This window comes from Sorangium sp. So ce204 (assembly GCF_051526795.1).
Lineage (GTDB): Bacteria > Myxococcota_A > Polyangia > Polyangiales > Polyangiaceae > Sorangium > Sorangium cellulosum_B.
Genome location: NZ_CP150317.1, coordinates 10145954 through 10159442, shown reverse-complemented (window position 1 = coordinate 10159442; position 13489 = coordinate 10145954). Strand labels below are relative to the sequence as shown.

Annotated in this window: 11 protein-coding genes; 6 read left to right on the top strand and 5 right to left on the bottom strand. The window is 70.2% G+C overall.

From position 1 onward, the window contains the following. Positions 1-28 precede the first annotated feature (28 nt). Positions 29-1552: a hypothetical protein gene (locus tag WMF22_RS38155; protein WP_438032948.1), complete on the top strand. Its 1524-nt coding sequence runs from the start codon at positions 29-31 to the stop codon at positions 1550-1552. Positions 1553-1590: 38 nt separating this feature from the next. On the opposite strand, the gene WMF22_RS38150 is transcribed toward WMF22_RS38155, so the two are convergent. The 5 genes from WMF22_RS38150 to WMF22_RS38130 all read right to left on the bottom strand — a co-directional run bounded on the left by WMF22_RS38150 (position 1591) and on the right by WMF22_RS38130 (position 7055). Continuing rightward, positions 1591-2685, bottom strand: coding sequence for a hypothetical protein (locus WMF22_RS38150; protein ID WP_438032947.1), 1095 nt, complete (start codon positions 2683-2685; stop codon positions 1591-1593). Then, a complete protein-coding gene (locus tag WMF22_RS38145; protein ID WP_438032946.1) occupies positions 2682-3437 on the bottom strand; it encodes a hypothetical protein in 756 nt (251 codons plus the stop codon). Before WMF22_RS38145 ends, WMF22_RS38150 begins: the two co-directional genes overlap by 4 nt. A gap of 405 nt (positions 3438-3842) precedes the next feature. Next, a complete protein-coding gene (locus WMF22_RS38140; RefSeq protein ID WP_438032200.1) occupies positions 3843-4604 on the bottom strand; it encodes an ATP-binding protein in 762 nt (253 codons plus the stop codon). Then, positions 4601-6088 carry an IS21 family transposase gene (gene istA / locus WMF22_RS38135; RefSeq protein ID WP_438032199.1) on the bottom strand — a complete coding sequence of 496 codons (1488 nt, stop codon included), beginning with the start codon at positions 6086-6088 and terminating at the stop codon, positions 4601-4603. The genes WMF22_RS38140 and istA overlap by 4 nt, the downstream gene beginning before the upstream one ends. 604 nt (positions 6089-6692) lie before the next feature. Further along, positions 6693-7055: a hypothetical protein gene (locus WMF22_RS38130; protein WP_438032945.1), complete on the bottom strand. Its 363-nt coding sequence runs from the start codon at positions 7053-7055 to the stop codon at positions 6693-6695. A 762-nt stretch (positions 7056-7817) separates the two neighbouring features. On the opposite strand from WMF22_RS38130, the gene WMF22_RS38125 reads away from it, so the two are divergent. From WMF22_RS38125 to WMF22_RS38105, 5 genes are all read left to right on the top strand, one after another. Further along, positions 7818-8012: a hypothetical protein gene (locus tag WMF22_RS38125; protein WP_438032944.1), complete on the top strand. Its 195-nt coding sequence runs from the start codon at positions 7818-7820 to the stop codon at positions 8010-8012. A gap of 1271 nt (positions 8013-9283) precedes the next feature. Beyond that, the gene (locus tag WMF22_RS38120) at positions 9284-9928 is read left to right on the top strand and encodes an RNA polymerase sigma factor (RefSeq protein WP_437294861.1); all 645 of its coding nucleotides are present in this window, start codon (positions 9284-9286) and stop codon (positions 9926-9928) included. Next, positions 9921-11396, top strand: coding sequence for a tetratricopeptide repeat protein (locus WMF22_RS38115; protein ID WP_438032943.1), 1476 nt, complete (start codon positions 9921-9923; stop codon positions 11394-11396). The genes WMF22_RS38120 and WMF22_RS38115 overlap by 8 nt, the downstream gene beginning before the upstream one ends. After that, positions 11393-12631, top strand: coding sequence for a hypothetical protein (locus tag WMF22_RS38110; protein WP_438032942.1), 1239 nt, complete (start codon positions 11393-11395; stop codon positions 12629-12631). Before WMF22_RS38115 ends, WMF22_RS38110 begins: the two co-directional genes overlap by 4 nt. 106 nt (positions 12632-12737) lie before the next feature. Beyond that, positions 12738-13457 carry a DUF4215 domain-containing protein gene (locus WMF22_RS38105; protein WP_438032941.1) on the top strand — a complete coding sequence of 240 codons (720 nt, stop codon included), beginning with the start codon at positions 12738-12740 and terminating at the stop codon, positions 13455-13457. Positions 13458-13489: the final 32 nt, after the last annotated feature.

Here is a 13489-nt window from a genome sequence, read left to right as displayed (position 1 = left end):
TGCTGGCGGCACACGCAAGAACACGCCCATGAGGAAAACCACCGCTGCAACCTGCGTCCTCCTGTTGTCGCCGTGGGCGACTGGCTGCGGAACTGTGCCCGACGTGCTCGATGCCGGCGCGCCTTGTGAAGGCACCTCGTGCGAAAACGAGCCGCCCCCGGAGTCGGTCTGCGTCGAGCACGTCGCCGCCGACATCCTCGACGACGGCTGTGGCGTGTTCGTCGCCGCAGAATACGGTGGGGGCGACGACGGAAACCCCGGCACGAAGGCGAAGCCGGTGTTCACCGTCGAGCGCGGCGTCGAGCTCGCGCGCGCTGGACGAGGACGCGTGTTCATCTGCAACGACGGATTCTTGGTGAATCAGATCAGGCTGCCCTCCGGCGTGGATCTCCTCGGGGGCTTCGACTGCCGGGAATGGGTCCGCAGCGATCGACCCAAGCGGTCCTCATTGCTTCACCGGCAGATATTCGGCCCCCTGGTGCTCGTCGAGCCCGCGGGCCCCGAGGACAGGGGGGCCGCGGACGGGGTGTCGACGCTCGCCGATCTCTACGTCAGCGCGACGGGCCCGGTCGGCGTGCTCGTTCAGTCGAGCACGGTGGTCGAGATCCTGCGGAGCGAGATCTCCACCCGCGGAGGAATAGCAGGCAGCCCTGGCGAGCGGTGGTCGGCCAGGCAACCGGACGGACCGGATGGCATGTTCGGTGGGGACGCGTGCTCGGCGCCCCTCGTCGCCGGCGGGCCTGCGGTCGTGAACCAGTGCGAGAGCGGTCTCACGAGCGTTGGCGGCAAGGGAGGGGATGGGCTGCCCGACAGCGCCGAGGATGGAGGCGACGGGGAGCCCGTCTACACCTCGCCCTCGCGCGGTGGTATCGGCGAGCGGGACAACCGCAGTTGCTCCGTCGGCTCCACTGGGGGTCCGGGGGCTACGGGAACACAGGGCGCACCGGGCAACGGCATCGGGCGCCTCACCGAGACAGGATGGGAGGGCGACACGGGGGGCGAGGGCACCTGGGGCACCCCGGGCCAGGGCGGCGGCGGGGGCGGCGGTCGTCGGGGCGGGCTCGCCCTGTGCGGCGTGGCCTCCAAGGGAGGCCCAGGAGGAGGCTCGGGAGGGGCCGGTGGTTGCGGAGGCCGAGGAGGCCGCGGGGGAGCGAACGGAGAGCCGTCCATCGGCGTCCTCGCCCTTCACGCCCGGGTGACCGTGCGCGACACCAAGATCACGGCGGACTTTGGCGGCAGTGGCGGCGACGGAGGGGAACCCCAGGACGCCGGCCGAGGCGGTCGAGGCGCACCGGCCGGAAAGCTGGGGGATGAGTTCACCGCCTGTTACGGCGGCCGGGGCGGCAATGGAGGGCTCGGCGGATACGGCGGCCCGGGGCGCGGCGGCGACTCGATCGGCATCGCCTACCTCGACGAGGACCAGCTCACGCTCGAGGGGGTGACCATCGAGACCGGTCAGCCGGGCGTGGGCGGCACCAGCTGGAACCACGATGGCAGCACGACGGTGGGAGAGAGCGGCGAGGCCCACAAGACGCTCAGGTTTCCCGAATAGCAGCGGTCACGGGAGGACGGCGCCGATCTCGGCGACGGCTACGAAGAGGCTTTGGGGGCCGAGTCCACGGGCCAACTTGCCAGGAAGCTGGAGGCCCAAGCGACCATGGCGGCCGGCGGCTCGCCTTCGCCATCCCACCCGGCGACCAGCGCTTCGATCTCGCGGACGGCAGCTTCGAGCTCGCGCCTGGAAGCGATGCCGCGGGGAGTCTTCGGCGGATCCATGAGCCCTCGAATTTTTTCAAGCACTCTCAGTACTTCCTCTCTGCGCAGGATCCCATCCGTCGTCATCACCCAGTAGGAAGAACCGCTCTGCACCTCAGGCATCAGTGCCCATGCGATCTGATAGAGCGCCGCTAGCACCGTAAGCACCGCAACGAGCGAATCCGTAAGCTTGCTCGCGTCGATGTCTACACCGGGGGCCGACACTTCAGACGGCGATGGCTTCACCCATGTATGCTGGTCCGAAAACAAGCAATCGTAGAGTCTTCCCTCACCGGGAAGGCGCACGCCTGCTGTCACATCCGGCACGAACACGGTCCCGATCTCCGGCGGCATGCGTTCGCAACCGAAGGTCGCTTCGATGTCACGGGAAATCCACTCCGCGCATGACTGTTCTTCGGGCGACAAATCGAAGGCAACGTAGCGTGTCCTGACGTTAACGAACTTGAGACTATCGTCCGGTCGCGATACGAAATCTGGATCGAATGGACTTCGATAAACAATGATTTTCATGCCTCGAAATTTGACCGAGAACAAGTCCATCGTTTGCTTCACAACATCGATCGTGCGCGAGCTGTGGACAATGAAGTAAGGAGCCAGGAAGCTTATCTGAAACCACAGTGGCTCACTGGTGGGTTTTCGTAGGTCAATCGTGAAGGAATAGCAGCCGTCGCAGCCGCCCGTGACGAGATGCAGCGAACGATTCATGAGCATACGAGGGAAGCGGTCTCCGATGCGACGCAGCATGGAGTGCCATCGCTCGTCCTTTGATGCTTGGATCCGCGCGGCCACGAGCCGTGCGTGCTCTTCGGTCTGGCGGATGAGCTCTTCGTCAACGTCATCGGCGATTCCAACGCCGCGGGGGTAGTATCGGTAGACAATGTCTAGCAGTTCGTCGATGCTGTGTTTCATGGATTCTGGACTCTGGCGCCAATGCCTTTATAGAAATCGCTCTCAAAACGCGATATCATTCGAGATTTGAACGTCCTGCAGAATATGCCGGGTGGGAGATCTGCGCCTCTATCCTTTTTGTACACGTCATCCGCTGACAAATTCGCCACATCGGCGCTAATACTAGCTGCCCTGTCCGACGAGATCGTTCCCCACTCTTCGCTTCGCAGTGGCATCCCAATGTGAACCATGCACGTTGAGTCGCCCTCTTTATCATGACCGAAAGCCAGATGGGTCTTTGCCTCCTGCCAACCACCTGCAACGCCAGTTCCATCGTAGGCAACGATCGTAACAAAATCAAAAGCCCGCGGGTCGATCAGTATTTTGCCTGTGCACCCCATGGTCGGAGCGCCGCTCTGCTGGCAGGGGTCTGGCGGGCTCGTCGGGCTAGCAGTCGGCGTCTCCGAGCTGTCGCTCGGGCGTTCGTCCTCGTCCTCGTCCTCGTCCTCGTCCTCGTCGTCCGTCTTGTTGCACTGGAGCTTGCGCTCGCTGCCGTACTCCGGCCCGCTCGGCGGCTCCGCCCCGAAGTCCCCCGACGCAACGGAGGTATAGACAGGAACGGACGGCCCGACCGGTCCACCTGCACCTTCGCCCTTCACCCACTCCTCGATGGGATAGCAGTCTCCTACCGTCAAGTTGCAGGCCGCCAGCGTGTAGATGGCGACAGCCAGAATCGGAAACAGAATTAACTTCGCGTTCGTTTTATACTCCATCGAAGCACGGGACCGACGACGACAAGCACGGACACGTAACCTGGGAGCACGAGGCTGTTCCCGCCGACCCAGTCCACATTGGCGCTCACCGACACGCCGAGGGGTCCTGCAACGTACGCGTTGGTCTGCGCATGCGCGCCTACCCCCATCCCGGCGACGTGCCCACACAATGTGCTTCCGCAAGCCGGCATGAAGTAGATCGCAACGGGTGGTCCAGCGCTGAAATTGCCATTCTTCCAACCATATCCGAGAGCGGCAATGGTGCTATTGTAGACGCCGGCTCCACCTATTGTTGATGATCGCGGCAATCCGCGGAGATTCGGTGAAGTTCACCGGTGAAATCCGCGCCCGGTGCCGGTGAAACCCGCACCCGACGCCGGTGAAGTTCACCGGTGAAGAGGCCGCTCAGTGCTTTTTGGTGCGGCGCTGCTTGGTGCGGATGGCACTCAGCTCCTTGGCTTCCTTGAGCCGGTAGCTCTCGGCCTCGATCTCGATCACCTCGGCCCGGTGCACGAGCCGGTCGACGAGCGTAACGACGCAGGCGGCGTGCGGAAAGACCTGGCCCCAGTCGGAGAAGGCCTTGTTCGTACTGAGCAGGATCGGCTTCTGCGCGTCGTAGCGACGGGTGACGACCTCGAATAGCAGGTCGGCGTAGCGGCCATCGTAGGAGAGATAGCCGACTTCATCGATGCAAAGAAGGGCTGGAACCGTGTAGCGGTGCAGCCGGCGCGCGAGCGCGGCCGAGGACTCCTGCGCGGCGAGGTCGGCAAGCATGTCGCTCGCGGTCGAGAAGCGGACCGTGTGACCGCGGACGACGGCCTGGTGGGCGACGTTCTTGAGGATCATGGTCTTGCCGACGCCGTTGGGGCCGACGAGCACGGCGTTGTGGCCGGTGGCGAGGAAGCCGGGAGCGAAGAGGTCGTCGACGGCCTCGCGGTCGATTTTCTTGGGCCAGGACCAGTCGAAGTCCGCCATGGGCTTGAAGGCGGCTACGCGGGAGTTTTTGAGGCGGCGATCGAGGCTGCGTTTTTGGCGCTCGCGCTCCTCAATGGCGAGCACCTCGCGAAGCCAGGGCTTTTCGGCGAGCTCCTCCCAGCAGGCCAGCAGACCAAACAGGCCGAGGCTTTTCAGGCGGGCCTTGGTCTCGGTGGGCGTTAGATCGGTCATGGCGTCGGGTCCTTCTTCAGGGCGTCGTAGGTGGCGAGCGAATGCGGCGTGACGACGAGGGCGGCGTGCTGGCCGCGCGTGACGGGGATCGAGACTGGAGGCGGCAGGTGGCGCTCGGAGCGCCGGCGGTCGATCACCTGGCGCACGGCGCCGACGTGAATGGTGTCGCGCTCGAGCACCTCGACGAGCGCCTCTTCGAGCTCGGCGGCGCCGACGGCGTCGAGCAGGTGCAGAAGCCGGGCGATGGCGCTGCCGACGTTGTCTCCGCGCTCGGCGAGGATGCGCAGGAATGCCTGGCTGCTGCGGGCGGCGCGGGCGAGGCGATCGAGGCCGCGATGCTCGCGGGCGCGGCGCTTCTCGTCGACCAGGCGCTGGATGTGCTCGGGTTGCTCGATCTGCTGGCCGCGGTCCCACGAGCGGACATGGGTCGCGACGATCTCGTTGCCGTCAGCGATGCGCACCTGTTCGAGGTCGGCGAGGACGACGAGCGTGCGGCTCGTCCGGTCGTGGGGAACAGAATAGTCGTTGAGATCGAAACGCGCGTAGGGGGTCTTTCCGATCTCGACCTCGACGCGCTCATGGGCTGGAAACGGCGTGTCGGGGTGCCCGAGCAGCACACGGCTCTCGTCGTCGAAGGCCTGCCGCACGGTGCGGGCGCGGTCCTCGACCCAGGAGCGATCGAGCGCTGCGGAGCTGGTCCACTCGGTCGCTTGTCGGTTGAGGTCGTCGAGATCGGTATAGGTCCGGGCCTCGAAGAATGCCTCGCGGACGTAGCGGATGGCGCGCTCGACGCGGCCCTTCTCGTTGCCGCGAGCGACGGCGACGGGGCGCGGCTCGAAGCGGTAGTGCGCCGACAGAGCCAGGAGCATGGGGTGGAACCGGATCGCGTCGCCGTGACGCTCCACGACAGCGCTCTTGAGGTTGTCGTAGAGCAGCACGCGCGGGACGCCGTCGATGTCGGCGAACGCCTCGACGTGCCCGCGAACGAAGAAGGGCATCGCTGCGCTGGGGAAGAAGCGCAGGAAGATCCGCCGCGAGTAGCTGAGCACCATGACGAACGCCCAGAGCGGGCGCAGCGCCCGGCCGACAGCCAGCTTGCCGAAGTGCGCCCAGTCGACCTGCGCTTGCTCGCCGGGCAGCGTGCGCAGCCGCTGGAATGCCTCTGCCGGCTTCTTGGGGCGGAGACGACCGATCACTCGGCGCAGATGATCGGGACCGCCCGGATAGCCGCGCTCCTTGAGCATGCCGAAGAGGCGACTCGAGCGCAGCGAGGGATACTTGCCGAGCTGCTCGACGATGAAGGGCACGAACGGGTCGACCATCGACGGGCGCGGCGCGACGACCTTCGGGTCGACGCCCGCTTGCCCGAGCACGCGCTGAACGGTGGTGTGGTGCAGCCCGAGCTGAGCGGCAATGGTGCCCACGGGCCACTTCTCACCGTGGTAGAGGCGCAGCACCTCGGCCTCCTTCTCTTTCGCGATCACCGCCGCCTCCCGTCACCGCGGAGGGCTTCGTGGGACGCGGGGAGCGCGTCGGTGAACAGCTGACCGAGCGCGCCGCTCGCGCAGGGCCCAGGGCGGAAGCCGCGCTCCGCAGAGCGAGCAGCGGCCGACATCTCGGATCCAATCGTCATTGTTGTCCTTTCGGCCGGGGGTGATCTCCGGCGCGAGCTGGGACATCGACGCGGCCGCGGCTTGTGTCACCCTGTGATGCGTCACTTTCTGCGCGGAGAACTTGTCCCGCTGCCGGTCCCGATACCGGGCCTGGCGAGCGGCATGGAGGCGGCGAGCGCGAAGCTGCGTCTGGTAGGCCGCGCCGGCGCGGCGGAGCGACTCACGACGCTGGAGCGGGCGGCAGTCGGGGCAGAGGCGCTGGCCGCGATCGCAGCGACGGCAGAGGCGAAGCTGGACGCGGCAGCGGGCGCAGTGGGCGAGGCGGTAGGCGGACGAAGGCAACGGGCTCCATGACGCCGCTTTCTGGACCTGGAGCCCGGCTTGTGATGAAGGTGGGGGACTCCGGCAACGCGGAGCTCCAGAAGGCCCGAGGGTGGCAGCCCTCGGGCCTTCGACTTTTCGGCGGGCGTAACGTCTACGCCGCGGAGGCGAGCGTGGCCCAGATCGGCGTGGGGACCGGCGGTGAACGGTGAACGCCGCCGATCATGGGGCCGCGGTCTTCACCGATCGGACGCGGGACGCGATGCTCACCGACACCTATCTGGACTGGGGGAATAACGCTGAGCAGATCGTGAACGTTTAAAATGATGTCGCCGTTGATGCGCCATGATATTCCCGCGTGCGGACTCACCGCCAGGCGCGTCACGGTGCCGGCCTGGATCCCCCCGAAGCTGATTCCGGCGCTCAGCTCGGATGCGTCTGCCTGCGTCGGAACGACGACACTGAGCAGGAGAGCGAACACTGCCGACGCTGAGATCTGCCGGTCTGTCGTCCTCATCGTCTCCCTCACGGCCGTCCGAAACACGCGGGCAGCGTGGCGACGCGGGCCATTCTTCTCATCACAGGATCGGCGTCAAACGGAATCTAGACGAGGACACCGCCACGGACGTGGGTCGTACCGTCCAGAGCGTGCGCCAGCGCGCAGCGACCTGCGCGGCTCCAGCGCGTGTCGGCCTACTGGCGCCCGCTGCCCGCCCACGCCGCCGCGAGAGGGCGCTATCGGCCACGCGCCCCGGGCTGCGCCTGTCGGCTGCAGGCCCGACCGAGCGCGGCGCCGCGCGCAGACAGCGGTGACCGCGCGCTGTGACGGCGACGCGCGTGGCGCGCCATGACATCGCTCGCGCAGCCACGCCGCCCGCGAGCACGGCGCCTGACGGTGGCCTGCGCGTGCGGAGCCGCTGACGCCCGGGAAGGCGCATGCTCGGGCATCGAGCGCAGAATCTCTCACCTCGTGCGACCCCTCGGCGCGCCCGCCGAGCTCCGTGCACCACACGGCGGCTCTGGCCCTCCGCGGCACCAGCCCTCGGCGGCACCACGGTACGGCCGCAGCCCCGGCGGCACCGTTGGCGGAGGCAGCGGTGGGCTCCCCGTCGGGGTCGCCTTCACCGAGACGTCGGTGTCTGAGGAAGGGGACCGGGGGGAGGGGGACCGGGGGGAGATCGATGTTCGCCCCGACGCCCGCCGCACCGAGCTCGCGGCACATGCGAGAGCCGAGCCGCTCGGTCGCACCGTCCGACCGCTCCTCTGGTACACTCGCAGGGTGCGTCCCGCTCGCTATCCCTTCTCAGCTGCCGAGATCCTCCGATCCGTCCCGCAGCGCGACCGCGCCCTGCTGCTCCGGCTCGGCCTCGACCTGGACAACCCCGCCGACGCGGAGCTCTTCGTCGAGGGCGTGCGCGCCGCGGACGACTCCATCGCGGCCCAGGTGCGGTGGGAGCGGGAGCGGCTGGGCTGAGGGCCGCCCGTTCCGTTGACTGCGGGAGCGCATCGATCGCCGGCTCGGCCCAGACCTCGCATCCTGACCCGCTGTTGACGCTCCCGGTAGTTGATGGGTGGGGGCCGTTTTTCGCTCACGCAGAATGATGGTTCGCTCACGCGCGCGATGGTCATCGCCCGCCCATCCGGTGCTCGGAGTCCCCGCCGGAGACTCCGTCCGCCCATCGCCCGCGCGAGGCGGCCGCCGGGGCGCGCAGGGCGCGTCAAGGGCGGCGCAGCCGCCGAGCCCTGCGAGGGAACCCTCGACGCGTCCGAGCACCCCGGCACGCTGGGGACGCGATGAGCCGATCATCACGCCCGTGACCGAGGCCCGCTCACCGTTGCGATGGGCATCAGCCAGCCCGAGCGAGAGAGCATTAACCAGCTTGATTCTCAACACCCGGGCCGCTTCTTCATCCCCGAGGGCGAGGGCGCGGCTGATGGTGCCGTCGAGCGAGGCGACCACGGCGACCCAAGGCGACGGGTCGGCCGGCGCAAACTCTCCGATCCCAGGGCTTGCCGGCTGGGCCCGGGTTGGGTCCATGCCTTCCGAACGGGTGCGATCGGTGATCTGGTGCCCCCAAGATCCCGGAGAATGCGACGGTTCGGCACCGCAAATTCGTTCCTCCAAGAAAAGACGAGAGGCACCCGTCTTCTGGTGGACGTGGCTCCAAGAAAAGATGAGTGGCACCCGTCTCCGGGTGGACGTGGCTCCAAGAAAAGATGAGTGGCACCCGTCTCCGGGTGGACGTGGCTCCAAGAAAAGATGAGTGGCACCCGTCTCCGGGTGGACGTGGCTCCAAGAAGAGACGAGTGGCACCCGTCTCCGGGTGGACGTGGCTCCAAGAAAAGATGAGTGGCACCCGTCTCCGGGTGGACGTGGCTCCAAGAAAAGATGAGTGGCACCCGTCTCCGGGTGGACGTGGCTCCAAGAAAAAGACGAGTGGCACTCGTCTCCCGGTGGACGTGGCTCCAAGAAGAGACGAGTGGCACTCGTCTCCGGGTGGACGTGCCTCCAGGAAATGACGAGCGGCACTCGTCTCCGCGCTGGAGATGCCGCCCTTCGACGCCGCGATCCCTGGCCGGTCCTTCTCGCCCGCGCTCCGGCGTCGGCCTCCCCCTCAATGCGGCGTGTCCCATTCCCGTCGAGAGATCCAGATCGCCCTTCGCGAGGTGCGCGCGGCGTTCGCTTCGCCCCCGTCGCTTTTGTGAGCCACCGGGACCCGCTCGCGACCACCTAGTCCAGTTCCCGTGGTCTTGCCCAGCGCAGCCCTCGCCCCCCGGCTCACCCTCGTCCGCCCGAGCTCCCTGGCCGGCCTGGACGACGCCGGCCTCGCCCGCGCGGCAGCCGAGGGCCAGCCAGGCGCGGCCGGCGCCGTCTGGGACCGCTACGGCGCCGTGGTGCACGGCCTGCTCCGCCGCGTGCTCGGGCCGGGCGGCGACGTCGAGGATCACGCCCAGGAGACGTTCCTGCAGTTCTTCCGGGAGGTGAAGAACCTGCGGGATCCCGCGGCGCTGCGGCCGTTCCTCCTCGGCATCGCCGTGCGCGTCGCGCGGTCGGCGCTGCGGCGCCGGCGGCTCCGGCGCTGGTTCTCGCTCACCGACAGCGGCGCGCTGCCGGACGAGCCGGCCGAGGGCGTCGACGAGGGCGCGCGCGAGGCGGTCGCGCGGCTCTACGCGCTGCTCGACAGGCTGGACGACAGGGCGCGGCTCCTCTTCGTGCTGCGCCACATCGAGGGGCTGGAGCTCGCGGAGACCGCGCAGGCGAGCGGGATGTCCCTGGCCACCGCCAAGCGCCACCTGGCCAAGGTGACCGCGCGCGTCCACGCGATGGCCGAGCGGGATCCGCTCCTCGCGGCGTACGTCGAGCCCGCGGAGGAGGCGAGCGATGGCTGATCCGAAGCCCGGGGTTCCCCCGGAGGTCGCCCTGCGGCGGCTCGCGGCGCTGGCGCGCGAGGCGGGGGCGGCCTCGCCGGCGGACCGCGCGCTCGCTCGTGGCCGCGCGCGGCTGATCGACGAGGTCGAGCGCCCCGTGCTGCCGCTCGCGCCGCGGCGGCGCTGGCTCCTGCCGGCGGCGCTGGCGCCGCTGCTCGTGATTCTGGGCCTCTGGGCGCTGCGGCCGGCGGCGCGCCTGTCGTACCAGGTCGACGGCGTCGCGCCGGGAGACCGCGCCGAGGGCGCGGCGCTCGCGGACACCTACGTGCGCGGGGGGACCAGCGGGGCGACGGCGCGCTTCAGCGAGGGGACGACCGTCCGCTTCGCGCCGGGGGCGCGCGGGCGCATCGCCGCCGTGACGGCGCGCGGCGCGCAGATCCACATCGAGGGCGGCGCCGCGCACTTCCGGGTCGCGCACCTGGCCAAGGCCGAGTGGGTCGCGGCGGCAGGGCCGTTCACCGTCAGGGTGACGGGCACGGAGTTCGACCTGAGCTGGGAGCGCGAGCGGCTCGAGCTGACGATGCAGAGCGGCTCGGTCGTGGTCCGCGGCCCGCTCGTCGCGGGTGGCGTCGCGCTCCAGGGCGGCCAGCGCCTGGTCGCGGACGTGGTCCGCGGCGAGCTCACGATCGCGGACCTGAGCGCCGCCGGCGCGCGCGCGCCAGGAGGCGGCGCGCTGCACGAAGCCGGCGCGCCGGCGAGCACCGACGTGCTGGAGGACGCCGGGGCGCCGGCCGAGATGGGCATGCTGGAGGACGCCGGGGCGCCGGAAGAGACGGGCGGGGCAGCCGCGGCGGGAGCAATGGCCGCAGCGGGAGCAATGGCCGCAGCGGGAGCAACGGCCAGTGCGGGAGCGCCGGCCGCGGCGGGAGCACCGGCCGCGGCGGGAGCACCGGTCACGACCGATCCGATGGCGGCGCTCGCGCCAGCTTCGGCTGCGGTCCCTGCGCCCGCGGCGCCCGCGCCCGCCTCGGGGAGCTGCAGCGAGCATGTCGCCCGCGGCGACTTCGCCGGGGCGATCGCGGTGGCGGAGGCGCGGGGCATCGACGCGACGATCGCCGCGAGCCCGCTCCCCGAGATCGCCGCGCTGGCCGACGCCGCGCGCTACACGGGGCGGAACGACCTCGCGCGGCGCGCGCTGCTCGCCGAGCGCTCGCGCTTCCCAGGCTCGCCCGAGGCGCGCTCGGCCGCGTTCCTCCTCGGTCGCATGGCGGAGGCGGGCTCGCCCGCGGCGGCCATCGACTGGTACGATCGGTACCTCGCCGAGTCGCCGGCCGGCTCGCTGGCCGCCGAGGCGCTCGGGCGGAAGATGATCGTGCTGCGCGCCTCCCAGGGCGACGGCGCGGCCCGGCCGATCGCCGAGCAGTACCTCGCGCGCCACCCCCACGGGGCGTTCGCGGCCGCCGCGGCGGAGATCCTCCGCCGCCCATGAGGCGCAGCGGGTTCGGTCCTGCCCTTGCGCTGTGCGCCGCGCTCTCCGTGTCCCGGGAGGCGAGCGCCGCCGAGGCGATCGGCGTGATCGTGGTGCGCGCGCCGCACGCCGGGAAGGTTGTCGAGGAGGCCACGGTGCGGCTCGAGGGCGAGCTGCGCGCCGTGGGCTTCTCGGTCCGCTCCCTGGAGGGCGCGCCGGGCGTCGACGGGCGCGCGCAGATCGAGGGCGCGGGCGGCGCGTTCGCGGCCATCGCCATCCTCGAGACCGACGGAGGGGCCGTCGCCGACGCGTGGATCGCGGATCATGCGACGAAGGAGACGCTGGTCCGCCGCGTGGAGCTCGGCGTCCCCGGCGCCAGCAACGCGGCGAGCGATCTCGCCGTGCGGTCGGCGGAGCTGCTCCGGGCCAGCCTGCTCGAGCTGAGCGGCGAGCAACGGCGCGAGCTGCCCGAGCGGGTGGCGCGATGGATCGCCGATGCGGCCGCGCCGGCGGGGCGCGAGGAGGCCACCGCGCTCGACGCGGCGCTTCTGCAGCCGCGAGCGGCGGTCGCGTCCGCGGATCGAGCCACGGCGGCGAGCGGGCCAGCCGCACCCGCGGGCGGATCCCGGGCGGCGGCGCGCGGGCCGGTCGCGCCCGCGGGCGGATCCCGGGCGGCGCGCGGGCCGTCCGCGCCCGGGCGACCCGACCCCGGGAGCGCCGCGCCCCGGGCCCCCACGTCCGACGAGCGCCGGCTGAGCGTCGAGGCGGGGCTCGCGGCGCTCGCCGGCGACGTCGGTGTCGTCCCCGGGCCCTACTTCCGCGTCGGGCGCGATCTGACGGCGAGCGTCTCGCTGCGCGGGACCCTCGTGCCGGCCGTCGTGGCCAGGAACCTCGACGCTCCCGGCGGGCGCGTGGCGCTGCGGCAGACCGCGGCCATGCTCGGCCTGGCGTACGCCGCAGGCCCCGAGGCGTGGCGGATCCATCCGGTGATCTCGCTCGGCGCGGGCGTCTACCATGTGACGGTCGCCGGCCGGGCGAACCCTCCTTACCGCGACCGGCGTCAGAGCTGGCTCACTGCCGGCGTCTCCGCAGGGGGCGGCGTCGGCGTCCGCGTCTTACCGTACCTCGCCGTCCACGCGGCGCTCGACGTCTTCGTGCTCGCAAGAGCGCCTGTCTTCACCATCGCCGGTGTGGAGGTGGGCCGCACGGGGCGCCCGGCGCTGCTCCCGAGCCTCGGCCTGCGGGTGAGCTTCTGAGTCGCCGGATCCTTATGGATCGTTGATTTTGGTGAGCCACGGAGAGGAGCTCGCGCCCACTTACCAGAGCGAGGCACATCCCGGCTTCGCTTCGAGAGGGAGAGTCATGCGTCATCATCTTCTTTCGCGCCGTCCGCTGCTCGCCGTCGCAGGGCTGTTCTTGATGCAGGCCGCGTGCGAGGTGCGCTTCATCGAAGGGGTCGACTCGCCAGAGGAGAGCACGGGCACGGGGGCGTGTGTCGAATGTTGTTCCTCCTCGACGGACTGCACGACCGGAGGTAGCGCCGTTGGCGGGTCGAGCGCCGTGGGCGGGGCGAGCGCCGTGGGCGGGGCGAGCGCCGGCGCGGTGTGCGGAGACGGCATTGTGGACCCGGAGTGGGAGCAGTGCGACGACGGCAACACGGCTGACGGAGACGCCTGCTCGAGCGACTGCCAGCTCCGCGCAGCGGGCGCGGGCGGGGCGAGCGCCGGCGCGGTGTGCGGAGACGGCGTTGTGGACCCTGAGTGGGAGCAGTGCGACGACGGCAACACGGCTGACGGAGACGCCTGCTCGAGCGACTGCCAGCTCCGCGCAGCGGGCGCGGGCGGGGCGAGCGCCGGCGCGGTGTGCGGAGACGGCGTTGTGGACCCTGAGTGGGAGCAGTGCGACGACGGCAACTCGGCTGACGGAGACGCCTGCTCGAGCGACTGCCAGCTCCGCGCAGCGGGGAGCGCGGGCGCGGTGTGCGGAGACGGTGTGGCGGAGCCGCCGCGGGAGCAATGCGACGACGGCAACACGGCGGATGGAGACGGGTGTACGAGCGACTGTCAGATCGGCCCGGCATAGCGCCGTGAGCGTCGTGGGGCGGCGCGGCCCGC